Here is a 16918-nt window from a genome sequence, read left to right as displayed (position 1 = left end):
TTATTTTTTATTTAAGAGTGTCGCTCCCTTTTTCTTTAGTTCTTATTCTATACGCCTCATCAATTGTTGATACAAATATTTTACCATCTCCAACAGCACCTGTATTCGCAACCTCCAAAAGTTTATTTACTGTACGTTCTAAAAATGGATCTGAAACTACAATAGACAAATATCTCCTTTGAATATCAGAAGTACTATAAACAACTCCCCTATACACATGCCCTTCTTTTTCATTCCCAACTCCAGTTACATCCCAATAACTAAAAAAATTAACCTCTATCCCATGTAAAGCCTCTTTAACTTCATTGAATTTAGATTTACGAATTATTGCTTCAATTTTTTTCATAATAAACTATTTTAAATAATTGATTTACGCAAAAGTATAAAAAATATTTTTAACCCCTTCACTGTAAAGGGGAGTCTGTTTTATTTTTACTATATAAACATCAATACCCCTATTTTTTTGTAGGATTTAAAATTTTAATTCAATATTTAAAAAAATATTCAATAAAAAATTGCCTAACAGACCAAACTGTTAGGCAATTTAAAACTAAACTTCTATCATTATTTTATAAAACTTTAAACATATTGGCTTATTCTTAGAAAGAATAAATAGCAGCAATTAAGAATGACGATAAATTATCACTTGCCATTCCATCCCCATCTAAATAAGGAGTATCATCACTCCAAGTATCTAATCTAAGCTCTGGCTTAATTGTTAAGTTTTCAACAGTATAACTTCCTGTAATTGTTGCAGCAAACACACTTGCTTCTGGATCAATATCAGACATTGTAGAAAAATACTCACCTCTTAACCCTAATGTAAAATCATCAGAAACACCTACTTGAGGATATAATGCAGCTCCGTAAAATCCTTCACCATCATTATCAGCATACGCAGCATTAATTCCTAAAAAGAAAGAATCAGTTAAATCAAACCCTCCAGTATAATCAATTTCAAAACCTAAAGCTTCTCCATTATCATAATACAAGTTTAAGTATTGACCTGAAATCCCTAATTGAGCACCCAAAGAATAATTACCCGTTAAGTTATTATTAACATCAGTAACATTCATAGTTGCCAACATTAAACTAACATCTTCAGATAAAGCAAAATCTGCTTTTAAACCTACGTGAGAAAAAGGACCACTTGAGAATAAATAAGAAGTACTATAGTTAAAGTTCCCTACAGGAGAAATAACTTCGTACCCTAAAAAGGTATTAAACCTACCTAATGTTAAAGTTGTACTTTCAGAAACATTTAAATAAGCATACAATTGATTTAGATTAAAACCACCAGTAGCATCATCACCACGAGGACCAAATGTCACATCAGCAACCATACCTGTTTTCTCACCTTCATAAGCAGCAACCACATTAGCCATACCCATTGCAAAACCTAACTCATTTGCAAATGACGATCCAAAAGACTGTGCCTCCGTATCTGAAGCACTTAAATTTGTTTGGTAGTAAGCATCAATAGACCCACTTACACTTAATTTCTTTTCCTTAGCATCTTCCTCTTGTGCAAAAATTGTAGTAGTCGCAAACATTACCGCGAATAAAAATACCGCCCTTACTTTAATTGTATTTGAAATTGTTTTCATGTCTTTAATATTTAAAATTTAATGTTCTTTTTTATTATTTAATCTTAGTTATATACATTTGATTTATGCTCATGGATATCTAAACCATCTACTTCTTCTTCTTTAGAAACTCTAATTCCAACAGTTTTCTTTAAAGTAAAAAACACAATAAACGCCATAGCAGCAGCCCAAGAACCAATTGCTAGAACACCTATAGCTTGAACACCCAACAATGAGAATCCACCACCATATAATAAACCACCATCAGTTGCAAAAACACCAACTAATAAAGTACCTAACGCACCACACACACCGTGAACAGAAACAGCACCTACTGGATCATCCACTTTTAATGTTTTATCAATAAAATCAATAGACAACACCACAACAGTACCACCAATTAATCCTATTATAGCAGCTCCCATTGGGCTAACAGCAGCACAACCAGCAGTTATAGCAACTAAACCAGCCAACGCACCATTTAAAGTCATAGAAACATCTGGTTTACCATACTTTATCCAAGAAATCGCCATAGCAGCAATTGCACCTGCAGAAGCAGCTAAATTTGTAGTAATAAGAATTCCTGAAACAGCATTGGCGCTATCTCCTGAGATTGCTAATTCAGAACCAGCATTAAATCCGAACCACCCTAACCAAAGTATTAATACACCTAGAGCTCCTAATACCAAATTATGCCCCGGTATTGCATTTGATTTTCCGTTTGTATATTTCCCTAATCTAGGACCAACTAAAATAGCACCTACTAATGCAGCCCATCCACCAACTGAATGCACAACTGTAGAACCTGCAAAATCAACAAAACCAAGCTCTGTTAACCAACCTTCTCCTTGCCATACCCAGTGACCAGATATAGGGTAAATTACAACAGTCATAATAAATGAAAATACAATATAACTAGTAAATTTTGTTCTCCCAGCTATTGCACCAGAAACTATTGTAGCAGCCGTTGCAGCAAACACTGTTTGAAAAAACAGGTTATGCATATCTTCTACATTATCATAAAACAAAGTTGGCTTCCCTATAAAAGAACCAATTGTATCGCCATACATAACTGTATAACCAATAGCCCAAAAACCTAAACTACCAATACAAAGGTCTAGTAAGTTTTTCATTATTATATTCCCTGCATTTTTCGCTCTGGTAAATCCTACCTCTACAAGCGTAAATCCAGCTTGCATAAAAAACACTAAAATCCCGCAGATCACAATCCACATTAAATCTAAAACAGCGTTAGTCTCCATAATTTTTTATCTTTTTAATTATATAATTCTTTTTTTTGATTTTTTTAGTTTACTGCGTCAGTACCCTTTTCTTTAGTTCTTATTCTGTAAACCTCATCGATAGTAGAAACAAATAATTTACCATCTCCAACCATTCCAGTTCCAGCAGTTTTTAATATTGCATTAATAGTGATTTCCAAAAAAGGATCAGTTACTACAATTGACAAAAATCTACGTTGAATATCTGATGTGCTATAACTAACACCTCTATAAACGTGACCTTCTTTCTCGTTACCAACTCCAGTTACATCCCAGTAACTAAAAAAATTGACTTCGATCTGATGCAAAGCCTCCTTTACTTCATCAAATTTTGATTTTCTAATAATAACTTCAATTTTCTTCATAATAAAGTGATTTTTATAATTGATTTCGGAGCAAAAATATATTCTTTTTTCTTACCCCCCTAATTTTATAGGGTCATAAATGTTATTTTTACATTTTATTAATTTTTACCCCTATTTTTTTATGGGTTTTTAAATTTTCTATTCTTTTTTATCCATTTTAAACGTGTTTTACTAAGAGCAATGAGCTTAAAGGATAAAAAAAGACATAAAAATGTATTATAAATGAGTATTTCAAACTTGAAAAACAATAGAAAAACTACTAAACGAACTAAATTACGGCTCTATATAAATAAAAAAGAAAATTAAATAGCAGCTTTCACAAAGCAGCAAGAGCTTTTTAAAGTTTAACCTTTAAAAAGCTCTCAAATATTTAAAAATTAGAGAAATGAGTTTAAGAAATAGCTAATTAAACTAACAAAAGAAGATTATTGTAATTAATTTAACTTAAAACAAAGTATAAAAAGACTACTTATATATAAGGTGTAATATTCCAAAAAAAAATTACATATTTTTTGGAAGGTTATTGATTTTAAATTTTTCAGATTATAACGATTAAGTTACTTTAACTTTATTTTAAAGCACAAATATGTATATTTCATTAAAATAAGTTAATATACTTCCCCTTAGCCCATTTTTAGCTTTAGTTGAAAATACAGAATAACATAGGTAACAACTTAATACCGTTTAGTAAGTGTAAACAATATTAATTCTACAGATAAAAATTAAATAAGTACGATTTTATTATTTAAGTATAATAGCATCAGCATCTATCCAGCTCCTTTTCTCTGCAACTACACCTTTATTAAGTGTTATTACCCCCGGATTAGCTCTAATTATTGTTTTTAACATAGTTTCATCTCCAAACAACATATCAAAATTAAGATTGTACGTTTTTTTAATTTCAACAAACTCTTCATTTAAAGAAGCTGATAAAGCGTAAACAGTATAACCCTTAGCTATGGCCTTATCTGTAACTAATTTTATATTTTTAAAACCTTCTTTATCACTAATATCCAAGTTATACGCAACAACTAACAACACATGCTCACCCTCTAAAACTTTTGAAGTAAGATCTTCCCCATCCATAGTTTCAAGATAAAAATCATGAATTGGAGGTTCTACATCTCCAACATACTCCATTCCTTCAGGAATACTTTTGCCTACTGCATAAGGTCTAAAATCAATAATTGGTAAATGTACCAACACATGGTATATTATATAAAGGAATAAGAAAAATGATAAAAAAGAAGCCCACTTAACAATTCCAACACTAAATAAAGGCTTAACATATTTTACTCCAATTACTAAAATTACAATTAAACCTACTAATACAATATTCTTATAAAAAGTTCCCCAGCTAGATAATTTAACCGCATCTCCAAAGCATCCACAATCCGTAACCTTATTATAATAAGCAGAATACCAAGTTAAAAACAGAAACACCACTATTATCCCCAATAAACTCCAAACCGTAAATTTTGGCAAATAACCAACAAGCAACATCACCCCAAGCATTATCTCTGCTAAAATTAATAATATTGAAAAAGGTAATGCGTATGGAATTAAAAATTCCAAGTTTAATACATCAGCACCAAAATACTCTTGAAATTTATATGTAGAACCTAAAGGATCCACTAATTTTACAAAACCCGAAAAAAGAAATGTTATAGAAACAATTAATCTGGTAATATATACTAATATTTTCATTTTTTAAAAATTCTCGTTAATATGTATTAATGCGAAAACAGCATAATTTATCATATCTTGATAGTTTGCATCAATTCCTTCAGAAACAATAGTCTTTCCCTTATTATCTTCAATCTGCTTGACGCGTAATAATTTTTGCAATATTAAATCTGTTAAAGAACTAACGCGCATATCTCTCCATGCTTCACCATAATCATGGTTTTTATCTTCCATTAGTTTTTTTGTAATTGCAATTTGCTTATCGTAAAACTCAATAGCATCTTCTGTTGATAAATCTGGTTGTTCAACAACTCCTTTATCTAATTGAATTAACGCCATTATAGAGTAATTTATAATTCCTATAAATTCAGAAACTTCACCTTCATCAACTTTTCTAATTGAATTTTGTTGCAATTGACGAATACGTTGTGCCTTTATAAATATTTGATCTGTTAAAGAAGGTAAACGCAAAATTCGCCATGCGCTTCCATAATCTGTAAGTTTATTAATATATAGTGATCGGCATTTCTCTATAACCTCGTCGTATTGTTTTGAAGTTTGTTGCATGTAACTTTAAATATTTCCGTAAATTTCCAACAAATTTAACGAATTAAAAAATCATTTAATAAATTATGAAGAAAGTTGCTGTTTTTTGTGGTTCAAGTTTAGGATTTAGTGATGTTTATAAAAATGACGCTATAAAACTAGGTGATTATTTCGCCAAAAATAATATTGGATTGGTTTATGGAGGTGGAAAAATTGGTATGATGGGAGTTTTAGCCGACACAATTATTAAAAACGAAGGAGAAGTGATTGGTGTTATCCCAGGTTTATTAAGACATGAAGAAGTTGCTCATAATAATATTACAAAAATGATTGTAACTAAAACAATGAGTAAACGAAAAGTTAAAATTAGTAGATTAGTTAACGGATACATTGCATTACCTGGCGGATTTGGAACTATGGATGAAATTTTTGAAGCGCTCACTCTTAACCAACTTGGTATTGAACAAAAACCTGTTGGAATCTTAAATACCAATGGTTTTTTTGATTATTTAATAAAACAACTGGATGTAATGGTTAACGAAGGTTATTTAAAACAATCAAATAAAGAAATGCTTATTGTCTCAGATTCCATTGATGATTTATTATTAAAAATGTTTAATTATAAAGCTCCAGAAAAAACCAAAGTTACTAACAAAGTAGTAAGCTAATGAAGAATATTAATTGCAAAGGAAAACTAATTGATTTAAAATCTCCAAAAGTAATGGGGATTTTAAACATTACTCCAGATTCTTTTTTTGATGGCGGAAAATATTCAAACCAAAAAGAAATATTACTTCAAGTTGAAAAAATGCTAAGCCAAGGAGCTACTTTTATTGATATTGGCGCATATTCTTCTAGACCAGGAGCTAAACATATTTCAGAAAAAGAAGAATTAAATAGGATAATTCCTGTAATTCAATTATTAATAAAAGAATTTTCAGAAATTTTTATTTCAGTTGATACTTTTAGAAGTGAGATTGCAAAACAATCTATTTTTGAAGGCGCTAGTTTAATAAATGATATTTCTGCAGGCGAAATGGATTCTAATATGTTTCAAACCATTGCAAAACTTCAAGTACCATATATTATAATGCACATGGCGGGTACGCCACAAAACATGCAAACATCCCCAACATATAAAAATATTGTTACTGAGGTTGTATTTTACTTTTCAAAAAAAATAAAAGAATTACGAAATTTAGGTGTAAACGATATTATTACTGATGTTGGTTTTGGATTTGGAAAAACTATTGAACATAATTATACACTTTTAAACAACTTAGAGTTGTTTAAAAATCTTAACACCCCAATTCTTTCCGGTGTTTCAAGAAAATCAATGCTCTACAAACCTTTAGAGATTTCACCTAAAGAGGCTTTAAACGCCACAACTATTGCCAATACAATTGCGCTACAAAAAGGATCCAATATTTTAAGAGTTCATGACGTTAAGGAAGCAATGCAATCAATTAAAATTTTAGACTTATTAAATAAATAGAATGAAAAAAATTATATTGCTATCAATTATAGTCATTGCTGTTAGCTGCTCAAAAAAAGAAATTAAAATCCCAACCTTAGGCGTAAAAGGAATTCAAGAAGTATACGATCATTCGCAAGTTTGGATGTTTTTTGAAACCAATAAAACAGATACTATAGCAAATATTAATAGAAAAAATACCATAAGTTCAACAAACTGGATTTATAATATTGATAAAAATTTACCCTTAAAAACTATCATCCCTTCAATAATAAAATTGAAATATAAACATGCAAATGGAATTCATTCTAAAAAAGGAAAACATGATTATTTTAGCTATTCAGATACAATTTCAAAAAAATTATCTTTTATTGAATTTGATAAATTAACATTTAAAACAGACAGTATTTTATCAAAAACATATATTAAAGAGAATAGTAGCAAATACAAAACCTACAATAACATTAACCTCACGTTTAACCCTTCTAATACTTGGATAAATGATGCTAAAATGGAAAATGGAGAATTAGAAACTACACTATCTGAATTTATTGAGTTTTCTTCAGAAGACAAACAAACAATGCTTCATTTAAATTTTAATGAAAATTTGCATTACAAAGACTATTTACACTATCTAACTTTAATTCAATCTATGGGTAGCAATGCTATTTTAATTAATGATTTAGAATTTATTTTTAACCCAAACAAAGTTCCCGATTGTGGCTGTGATTAAGTTTATAATATGTAAACTTTTCCCTACTTTTACCAAAAACAATTCTAATGCTAGACTTTTTAGATTTCACTTTTCTTGATGCACTAGATATAGTATTAGTTGCAGTGCTACTTTATTATATATACAAACTTTTAAAAGGAACGGTAGCCATTAATATATTTATTGGAATTGCCTTAGTTGTTTTAATCTGGAAAATTACGCAAGCATTACAAATGGAAATGCTCAGTGGTTTGTTGGGTACTTTAATAAGTGTTGGTGCAATTGCTGTTTTAATTGTATTTCAGCCAGAGGTTAGAAAATTTTTATTAATGCTAGGCTCTACTAATTTTACAAATAAAAAAAACTTCTTAAAACAATTGAAATTTTTAAATACTGAAATCCATACAAATATGGATGTTGAAGCAATTATTTCTGCATGTGAGTCTATGACTTCAACCAATACAGGAGCACTAATTGTTTTAGAAAGAACACATAATTTAGATTTTGTAAAAAATAGCGGAGATACTATGAATGCAGAAATAAATCAACCAATTTTAGAAAGTATCTTTTACAAAAACAGCCCATTACATGATGGAGCTATTATTATAAAAGATAATTATATAATTGCCACCAGAATTGTTTTACCTCTTTCTAGTAAACATTTGCCTTCTCGTTTTGGCTTAAGACACAGAGCTGCTATTGGAATTACCGAAAAAACAGATTCTTTATGTTTAGTGGTTTCAGAAGAAACAGGAAAAATTTCATATATAAAAGATGGTGAATTTGTTCTTTACAAAAACACTAATGAACTAGCAGAAACTATTCGCTACGATTTAAATTAGATTACCCTATTAAACAGCTTCATTTGCAAACTGCATATCATACAAATTTTTATAATAACCATCCTTTTCAAGCAATTGAGAATGAGATCCCTGCTCAACAATTAAACCTTTATCCATTACAATAATTCTATCAGCCTTTTTTACTGTAGTTAACCTATGGGCTATAATTATTGATGTTTGATACTTAGTTATTTTATCTGTTGCTTCTTGAATTAATTTTTCAGAATAAGAATCTATAGATGAAGTTGCCTCATCTAAAATAAGCACACTCGGATTGCTAATATAAGCTCTAAGAAAAGCAATTAATTGTCTTTGTCCAGAAGAAAGCATAGCTCCTCTCTCTTTTACATTATAATCATAACCTCCCGGAAGACTCATAATAAACTTATCAATTCCAATTTCTTTTGCTGCCTTCTTCACATCATCAATTGAAACCCCTTCTTTATTTAAAACAATGTTATTGAATATTGTATCTGAAAATAGAAAAACATCTTGCAACACTACCGCAATTTGATTTCTTAAAGATTGCAAAGTATACTGTTTTATATTAATATCATCAATACAAACTTCTCCTTTATCAATTTCGTAAAAACGATTTACAAGATTTATAATTGTAGATTTCCCCGCGCCAGTAGCACCAACTATTGCTACAGTTTCTCCTGCATTAACTTTAAAAGAAATACCTTTTAAAACTTCCTCTCCTTTTATATAACTAAAATAAACATTTTTAAAGGCAATATCTCCTTTAAAATGCTTAGCCTTAATTTTTCCTGTTTTCGAAATTTGACTTTCAGTATCTAATACTTCAAAAATACGATCTCCAGCAACCATCCCCATTTGTAACGTATTAAATTTATCTGCAATTTGTCTTAGTGGTCTAAACAACATTTGGGACATCATTATAAACGCTATAATTTCACCTGCATTTGTAATTCCAGAATTAATAATATCAATTCCTCCAAACCAAACCATTAAACCTACTGCAATTGAAGTTAAAACTTCAGCAATAGGAAAAAATATAGAGTAGTACCAAACGGTTCTTATATATGCCTTTTTATGCTTATCATTAATTTTTACAAAGTTTTCATATTCCAGTTTTTCACGATTGAATAACTGAACAATATTCATACCCGTAACCCTTTCTTGAACAAATCCATTTAAATTTGCAACTTGAGTTCTTACTTCTTGAAAAGATGATTTAATAGCTATTTGAAATATTTTGGTTGCGTAAATTAAAATTGGCAAAACTATAAATGCAACCATGGCAAGTTTCCAATTCATAAACAACATAACAACAGCAACAACTAGCATTTTTAATAAATCACTAACTATCATAAATAATCCTTCTCCAAAAAACTGGGCAATTGTTTCAGTATCCGAAACCAGTCTTGTAACTAATTTACCTACAGAAGATTTATCAAAGTAAGCCATTTTAAACTGCAGCATATGCTTTTGCAATTTCACTCTTATATCTTTAATAATATGTTGCCCCAACCAGTTAACTTTATAAATAAAAACAAATTGTAATAACACTTCCAAAAACAAAAAACCACACATTATTAAAGAAAAATTCAACAATCCTTCCTTATTTTTTGTTTCAAAGTAGTTATTTACTATTTCTTGCAGTAATATTGGTTTTGCAACCGCTACTAAAGAAAGTAAAACGGCTGCCAATGTACTTGCAACAAATTCATAACGATAATTTTTAGCAAATGACATTAGCCTGCTAAATATTTTCAAATCAAAAGCTTTTCCTGTTACTTTTTTACTCATTTATAAATATATTTTTCGGATATTTTACCCTGGTCAAGAACAACCCTTTTGCTGGAGCCGATGGGCCTGCATTCCGTCTATCTTTACCCTTTATTATTTCAATAAAATCTTCTATAGTAATTTTTTCTGTACCAACATCAATTAACGTTCCAACTACTGCCCTAACCATATTTCTTAAAAAACGATCTGCTGTTATATGAAAAACTAATTGATTTCCTGACTTAATCCATACCGCATTAGTTATATCGCAATTATATGTTCTAACATCAGAATTTGACCTAGAAAAACATTTAAAGTCGGTGAAAGTTAGCAAAATTTCAGCGGCTTTATTCATTAAATCAATATTTAACTTTTTATTAATAAGTTGCCATGTTGTTTCAATTAAAAATGGATTTTTCCCAAAATGAATGCAATACTCATAACTTCTACTTTTTGCATTAAACCTTGCATGTGCATCATCAATTGTTTTAAAAATATTTAATACTGCAATATCTGAAGGTAGTAATGAATTTACTTTATATAAAAGCTCATTTGTATTAAAATCGGTTTCAAAATCAAAATGAGCAAATAATTGTTTTGCATGAACTCCAGCATCAGTCCTTCCAGCCCCAACAACATTCAATTTTATTTTAAGCACAGTAGATAAAGCTTTATTAATTAGCTCTTGAACAGTAATTGCATTGGGTTGTAATTGCCAACCATGATAATTTGTACCTTTATATGCTATTTCTATAAAATATCTCAACTGAATTGTTAATTTTGTTCGGCTGCAAATATAATGCTTATTTGTTAGTATAAATTTTCCATAACAATGAAAAAAATTCTCCTTTTATCAGATACCCATAGCTATATTGATGCTCAAATTATGAAACACGTTAAATGGGCAGATGAAGTTTGGCATGCAGGTGATATTGGCTCTATTGAAGTTGCTGATCAAATTTCAGCTATTAAACCTTTAAGAGCTGTGTACGGTAATATTGATGATAAAGTAATTAGAATGGAATATCCTTTAGATAATAAATTTGAAACCGAAGGAGTCTCTGTTTGGATTACGCATATTGGAGGATACCCAAATAGATATGACAAACGAGTTAAAGATGATTTAGTTCAAAATCCGCCAAAAATATTTATTAGCGGGCATTCCCATATTTTAAAAGTAATTTTTGATAAAAAATTAAACTTACTTCATTTAAATCCAGGAGCAGCGGGGAAACATGGGTTTCATAAAGTGAGAACAATGTTACGTTTTGAAATTGCTAATGAAAATATCAAAAATTTGGAAATTATTGAATTAGAAAAACGCTAATTTACTATAGGAACAGAAATAATAATTTGAGTTCCTTTATTTTCTGAAGAAATAATATCTATTTTACCTTTTAGGTTTTTTATTCGAGCTTCAATTTGTCTTAATCCTACACCATTATTCAAATGAATTTTATCAATATTAAACCCTTTTCCATCATCTAAAACTTTAAGAATTAAGCTTCCTTTTAATTGTTTAAGATTTACAACTCCGTTGGCTGCATTACTATGCTTTAAAATATTATTAATACACTCATTAGTAATATTAAATATCTTCAATTCAAAATCTCCATCAAATCTTCCAACTTCTTCAGATTGATATTGTAAATTTATTTTTGAATTTGAAGACTTTTCACATAAATCATGAATTGCAACACTTAAACCAAAATTAACCAAAACAGAAGAAATTAATTTATGAGATAAATCTCTTATTTGTTCAGAGGCTTCTTCTAAAATATTCTGAGCTTTTTCTATTTCAACAGGAACATTACCATTCATTTTCTTTTTACTTGCAAACAAATGTAAATTGGTTGCAGATAATAAAGCACTAACATTGTCATGCAAAACACTTGCAATTTTTTTTCTTTCATTAAGCCTACCATCCAATGTTGCAGAAATTATTTGCGATTGAGAATCACTTTTAATTTTTTCAATTTTACTTTGGTTAATTAGATGCTCTTGATCAATTTGTAATTGATGATTTTTTTTATTCAATTTATTCAACTTAAACAAAATATAAACCCCAACTAAAAGCAGTATTACAGCTAAACTTAAACCATAAGTTAAAACTTCAGCGTCCTTTCTTTTAGCTTTCTCAATTTCATTTTCTCTTTCTTGTGTAGCTAAATTATATTTTGATTCAATTTCTGAAATCGCTCTATACTTAAGTTCCTTTTGTAAAGAATCATTTAATGAAAAATATTTATCCTGATATTCAAATGCTTTTTTAAAATTCTTTAAGCCACTATACGCATATGCCATATTTATATAAGAGTTATTTCTAACTCCTTTTTGAAAATCATCTTGCCCATACCCTACCAAATCAAATGCTTTTTTAAAATTATTAAGCGCTTTTTTATATTCACCTTGCACATAATACAATCCTCCTAAATTATTTAAAATCCCAGCTTCAATTTCTTTGTTTCCGAGAACTTCTTGAAAACTCGCTGCTATTTTGTAATTTTTAATTGCATTCTTATAATCTCCTTTTAAATAATAAATACCAGCAAGATTTGCATAAATTTTAGCCTTTAAATTTTCATTATTTAAAACCTTTTCCCCAATAAAAAGAGACTTTTCATAATAAAATTTTGCAGAATCTATTTGTCTATCTTTTTGAAAATTCCCTCCTTTTTTAAAATATACATATTCTAAACTCTTAAAATCTTCAGTTACCAATGGTAGCAAATTATCAAGAACAGCAGTAGACTTTTTATAATCTCCATTTTCACGGAAAATATCGGCCAATAAAATTTTAGCTTTTATTAGTTTATTAATTTCATTATTAGCTTCAGACTCCTCAATATATTTATGCAGTTTTTCAAGAGCCCTTACTGTATTACCTTTTTCTAAAAGATTTTGAATTAATATTATTGTTTCATCCTCTGAATCCGAAACTTCATTTTCTTCAGTAGTAATAATTATAGAATTGCTAGACTTTGCAAAGGATGAAAAATTTAAACAAAATAAAATAATAAGAAAATAATAAAAACATTTAAACATAATTAAAAAGGTAAGTATTCTTTCTTAAACTATGTTATGTTTTACAGCATAAATTGCTAATCCAACAACATTTTTTACTTGTAGTTTATTAATCATGTTTTTTCTATGAGTTTCAACTGTATTGACACTTATATGAAGGTTTGAACTAATTTCATTTGAATTCATTTGCTTACAAATTAATTTAAGAACATCAGTTTCTCTAGGAGTTAATGTATTTAAAAAAAAACCGTCTTGAGAAACTTCTTCGAAATTAGATGTTTTTTTTGAAAATGATAATAGCAACTTATCTTTAATACTTTCACTAAAATATTGTTTCCCAAGAAAAACTTGATTTATAGAATCTACAATACTTTCTCCAGCACATTTTTTTGCCAAAAAACCACTAGCTCCAATTTTCAATACTTCTTTTATTAATTTTGAATCATCATAACTTGATAAAACAATAACTTTTTGCTGAAAACCACGATCTCTAAAACTTTTTAAGACAGCAATACCATCTAACTTTGGCATGTTAATGTCTAAAATTAAGATATCTGCTAAATTTGAATCAAACCAATTTACTACTTCTTCACCATTAAGAGAGGTTCCGACAATTGTAATATTTTCTTCTGAAGATAATACTGCAACCAAACCATCAATTAGCAATTGATGGTCATCGGCAATATGGACTGTAATCTTTTTCATAAATTTCCCCAATTCAAAGATATTATTTATTCAAATATAATACCATACTCAAAAGTAATGATATTTTTCACTCACGGAAAACCGTTATAAATAAAAAACCATTTTAAATTAATAAAATGGTTTTATCGCACTAAATATACTAAGATGTTAGGTTTATCGCAATCTGTCTACAGATTTTACAAGCTCCTCATCCCTTTTAATTGCTTTATTAGCCATTACAACTAATACAATACTTAAAATTGGAATAAGCAACCCAATACCCTTCTCCGAAATTTTCATTTCTCCAGATAAGTTTTGCGCAAAATACACGAGTATCCCTAATAAAATAAAGTTAATCAAAATTGAAATTCGTCCTAAAACAAATTGTAACTGTCTTTTCTTAAATTGAAAAATAGCTATAAATGTAAATAAAGACGATAAAACAAATAATACAGCTTGTACTTTTAATAAAATACTATTAGTACTAAATGAATCAAATACAAAAAATTTATTACCTTCTTCGGTTAGCCATAAATTTAAAATAAAAATCAAGCCTCCCGAAGAAATGGAAGCTAATAATAAATATATGGTTTGTATTCTTTGTAACATACTTTGTAAATGGAATGCAAAAATACATATTATTTTTAAAGAATTAAATATTATTTTATGAAATAATTTTATATATTTGCGTATCAATTGTTATGACAGAGCAATTCGACTACAATTAAAACAACTAACCATTACTTAGTTTAACTCACATTTAATTCTTGGCAAGAACAATTTATTGCTAACGTATATAATAACAATAATTACAAATTAACATAATGTTTGAAATTTCCCAACTAAAGGAGAAAACTCTTGTAGAACTACAGGAGATAGCAAAAAAAATTGGAGCAAAAAAATATAGTCAATTAAAAAAATTAGATTTAGTTTATTTAATATTAGATATTCAAGCTACAACTCCTTCTACAACCCCAAAAAAAGAACCAGTTAATGCTGATAATAAACCAAAAAGAAAAAGAATTTCTAAAAAGGTTCCTGTTAAAAAAGAAACTAAACCAGAAATTATAGAAAAGACTCCAGAAATTCAAGAAACTCAGGATATTAAGGATATTAAGGATATTAAAGATCCAAAGGAAACTCCAAACGTTATTGAAAATAAAGTTGTTAAACCAGCAGCGCCTAGAGAAAAGAAAAAAACACCACCTAAAGCTAAGGTTGAGCCAGTTGTAAAAAAGGAAACTAACAAAGCGGAAACTATAAAACCGAAAGAAGTTAAACAACCTGTTAAAACTCCGGCTCCTCAAAAGCTTCAAAATCCTAATCAACAAAAGCCTCAAAACCCTAATCAACAAAATAGGGCTAAACAGCAACATCAAAATACTCAACAAAGAGACATTAATAAAGGTCAACGCAAAAGCAATAACCGCTACAGAGACCCTGATTATGAATTTGATGGAATTATTGAAAGTGAAGGTGTATTAGAAATGATGCCTGACGGATATGGATTTTTACGTTCTTCTGATTACAATTATTTATCATCTCCTGATGATATTTATTTATCTCAATCTCAAATAAAATTATTTGGATTAAAAACTGGTGACACTGTTAAAGGTGTTGTAAGACCTCCAAAAGAAGGAGAAAAATATTTCCCTTTAATTAGAGTATCTAAAATTAATGGATTAAACCCAAATGTTGTAAGAGATAGAGTTTCATTTGAACATTTAACACCTTTATTTCCGCAAGAAAAATTTAATTTAGCTGGAAAATCAAGTACATTATCTACACGAATAATGGATTTATTTTGTCCAATTGGAAAAGGACAAAGAGGTATGATTGTTTCTCAACCTAAAACAGGTAAAACAATGCTACTTAAAGACATTGCAAATTCAATTGCTTCAAACCATCCTGAAGTTTATCAAATTATATTATTGATAGATGAAAGACCTGAGGAAGTTACAGATATGCAAAGAAGTGTTAGAGGTGAAGTTGTAGCATCAACTTTTGATGAGCCAGCAGACAAACATGTAAAGGTTGCTAACATTGTATTAGAAAAAGCAAAAAGATTAGTTGAATGTGGTCATGACGTTGTTATTCTATTAGATTCTATAACTCGTTTAGCAAGAGCTTACAATACAGTTGCTCCTGCTTCAGGTAAAATTTTATCTGGGGGTATTGATGCCAATGCGTTACACAAACCAAAAAGATTCTTTGGTGCGGCAAGAAATATTGAAAACGGAGGTTCCCTTTCAATTATTGCAACTGCATTAACAGAAACAGGCTCAAAAATGGATGAAGTAATTTTTGAAGAGTTTAAAGGAACTGGTAATATGGAACTTCAATTAGAAAGAAATATTGCTAACCGTCGTATTTACCCAGCTATTGATTTAGTAAAATCTAGTACTCGTAGAGATGATTTATTACTTGATCCTAAAACAGTGAAACGTATGTGGGTATTAAGAAAATATTTAGCTGACATGAACCCTGTTGAAGCTATGGAATTTATTAAAGATAAAATTCAATTTACAACATCTAACGAAGAGTTTTTAATCTCTATGAATGGATAGTTGAAATTATACAATTATAAAAAAAGCGAGCTTATGCTCGCTTTTTTTATACCTATATATTATGTTTTAATAAAATTCAACAATCAAATATTTTAAAAACTTAGAAAGAATAGAATTACAAATTTCTATTCAATTGAAATATTTATGATCTTATTAATTATAACTAGTTATTACTTTAGCAAAACTATACTTTTATAAAGCCTATTTATTAATTAGCTATAAATAACTTAAATTATAAGACTAGCCAAGCATATATAAGTCTTTTATAGGCTCTAATACTCTCCTTATATTTATAATTTCTTACGCTATTAAGAAAAACATATAACACAAAAGAATAAGTCTTTAAAATGTTTTTCATAAAAAAAAGCGAGCATAAGCTCGCTTTTTTTATATTTATAGT

At 28.8% G+C, this 16918-nt stretch carries 17 protein-coding genes; 6 read left to right on the top strand and 11 right to left on the bottom strand.

Annotated elements, in window-relative coordinates; genetic code table 11:
- Positions 1 to 7: 7 nt before the first annotated feature.
- From DAD81_RS01740 to DAD81_RS01715, 6 genes are all read right to left on the bottom strand, one after another.
- On the bottom strand, positions 8 to 346 hold the full coding sequence (locus DAD81_RS01740) for a P-II family nitrogen regulator (protein ID WP_111706503.1): 339 nt from the start codon (positions 344 to 346) through the stop codon (positions 8 to 10).
- 253 nt (positions 347 to 599) lie between these two features.
- Complete coding sequence (locus tag DAD81_RS01735; RefSeq protein ID WP_111706502.1) at positions 600 to 1607, bottom strand: outer membrane beta-barrel protein; 1008 nt, start codon at positions 1605 to 1607, stop codon at positions 600 to 602.
- Between the two features lie 44 nt (positions 1608 to 1651).
- Positions 1652 to 2848, bottom strand: coding sequence for an ammonium transporter (locus DAD81_RS01730; protein WP_111706501.1), 1197 nt, complete (start codon positions 2846 to 2848; stop codon positions 1652 to 1654).
- Between the two features lie 44 nt (positions 2849 to 2892).
- Positions 2893 to 3231, bottom strand: a complete 339-nt coding sequence (locus DAD81_RS01725) for a P-II family nitrogen regulator (RefSeq protein WP_111706500.1) — start codon at positions 3229 to 3231, stop codon at positions 2893 to 2895.
- A gap of 741 nt (positions 3232 to 3972) precedes the next feature.
- Positions 3973 to 4938: a DoxX family protein gene (locus DAD81_RS01720; RefSeq protein ID WP_111706499.1), complete on the bottom strand. Its 966-nt coding sequence runs from the start codon at positions 4936 to 4938 to the stop codon at positions 3973 to 3975.
- Positions 4939 to 4941: 3 nt separating this feature from the next.
- A complete protein-coding gene (locus DAD81_RS01715) occupies positions 4942 to 5484 on the bottom strand; it encodes a DUF1599 domain-containing protein (RefSeq protein WP_111706498.1) in 543 nt (180 codons plus the stop codon).
- 65 nt (positions 5485 to 5549) lie between these two features.
- Here DAD81_RS01715 and DAD81_RS01710 point away from each other — a divergent pair, with 65 nt between their 5' ends.
- From DAD81_RS01710 to cdaA, 4 genes are read left to right on the top strand one after another with little or no spacing between them, the layout of a single operon-like run.
- Positions 5550 to 6131 carry an LOG family protein gene (locus tag DAD81_RS01710; RefSeq protein ID WP_111706497.1) on the top strand — a complete coding sequence of 194 codons (582 nt, stop codon included), beginning with the start codon at positions 5550 to 5552 and terminating at the stop codon, positions 6129 to 6131.
- Positions 6131 to 6958: a dihydropteroate synthase gene (gene folP / locus DAD81_RS01705; RefSeq protein ID WP_245949160.1), complete on the top strand. Its 828-nt coding sequence runs from the start codon at positions 6131 to 6133 to the stop codon at positions 6956 to 6958. Before DAD81_RS01710 ends, folP begins: the two co-directional genes overlap by 1 nt.
- Position 6959: 1 nt before the next feature.
- The gene (locus tag DAD81_RS01700) at positions 6960 to 7670 is read left to right on the top strand and encodes a hypothetical protein (protein WP_111706496.1); all 711 of its coding nucleotides are present in this window, start codon (positions 6960 to 6962) and stop codon (positions 7668 to 7670) included.
- Positions 7671 to 7717: 47 nt separating this feature from the next.
- On the top strand, positions 7718 to 8491 hold the full coding sequence (gene cdaA, locus DAD81_RS01695; RefSeq protein ID WP_111706495.1) for a diadenylate cyclase CdaA: 774 nt from the start codon (positions 7718 to 7720) through the stop codon (positions 8489 to 8491).
- A 9-nt stretch (positions 8492 to 8500) separates the two neighbouring features.
- On the opposite strand, the gene DAD81_RS01690 is transcribed toward cdaA, so the two are convergent.
- Both DAD81_RS01690 and truA read right to left on the bottom strand, forming a co-directional pair.
- Entirely contained in the window at positions 8501 to 10264 is a 1764-nt protein-coding gene (locus DAD81_RS01690; RefSeq protein ID WP_111706494.1) for an ABC transporter ATP-binding protein, read from the bottom strand.
- Positions 10257 to 11009 carry a tRNA pseudouridine(38-40) synthase TruA gene (truA, locus tag DAD81_RS01685; RefSeq protein WP_111706493.1) on the bottom strand — a complete coding sequence of 251 codons (753 nt, stop codon included), beginning with the start codon at positions 11007 to 11009 and terminating at the stop codon, positions 10257 to 10259. Before truA ends, DAD81_RS01690 begins: the two co-directional genes overlap by 8 nt.
- A gap of 66 nt (positions 11010 to 11075) precedes the next feature.
- Between truA and DAD81_RS01680 the strand changes: the two genes are divergently transcribed.
- Positions 11076 to 11570: a metallophosphoesterase family protein gene (locus tag DAD81_RS01680; protein WP_111706492.1), complete on the top strand. Its 495-nt coding sequence runs from the start codon at positions 11076 to 11078 to the stop codon at positions 11568 to 11570.
- Here the strand turns inward: DAD81_RS01680 and DAD81_RS01675 are convergent.
- From DAD81_RS01675 to DAD81_RS01665, 3 genes are all read right to left on the bottom strand, one after another.
- Positions 11567 to 13288, bottom strand: a complete 1722-nt coding sequence (locus tag DAD81_RS01675; protein ID WP_111706491.1) for a tetratricopeptide repeat-containing sensor histidine kinase — start codon at positions 13286 to 13288, stop codon at positions 11567 to 11569. The two genes, DAD81_RS01680 and DAD81_RS01675, sit on opposite strands and share 4 nt — an antisense overlap.
- Before the next feature lie 24 nt (positions 13289 to 13312).
- Positions 13313 to 13972, bottom strand: coding sequence for a response regulator (locus tag DAD81_RS01670; protein ID WP_111706490.1), 660 nt, complete (start codon positions 13970 to 13972; stop codon positions 13313 to 13315).
- Between the two features lie 153 nt (positions 13973 to 14125).
- A complete protein-coding gene (locus DAD81_RS01665; RefSeq protein WP_111706489.1) occupies positions 14126 to 14560 on the bottom strand; it encodes a DUF4293 domain-containing protein in 435 nt (144 codons plus the stop codon).
- A 215-nt stretch (positions 14561 to 14775) separates the two neighbouring features.
- Between DAD81_RS01665 and rho the strand changes: the two genes are divergently transcribed.
- Positions 14776 to 16518 (top strand): transcription termination factor Rho, encoded by a 1743-nt coding sequence (rho, locus tag DAD81_RS01660; RefSeq protein WP_111706488.1) that lies wholly within the window; start codon positions 14776 to 14778, stop codon positions 16516 to 16518.
- The last annotated feature ends 400 nt before the right edge of the window (positions 16519 to 16918 follow it).

Origin of the sequence: Lutibacter citreus (assembly GCF_003260195.1) — a bacterium.
Taxonomy (GTDB): Bacteria; Bacteroidota; Bacteroidia; order Flavobacteriales; family Flavobacteriaceae; genus Lutibacter; species Lutibacter citreus.
This window is presented reverse-complemented; position numbering and strand designations above follow the sequence as displayed.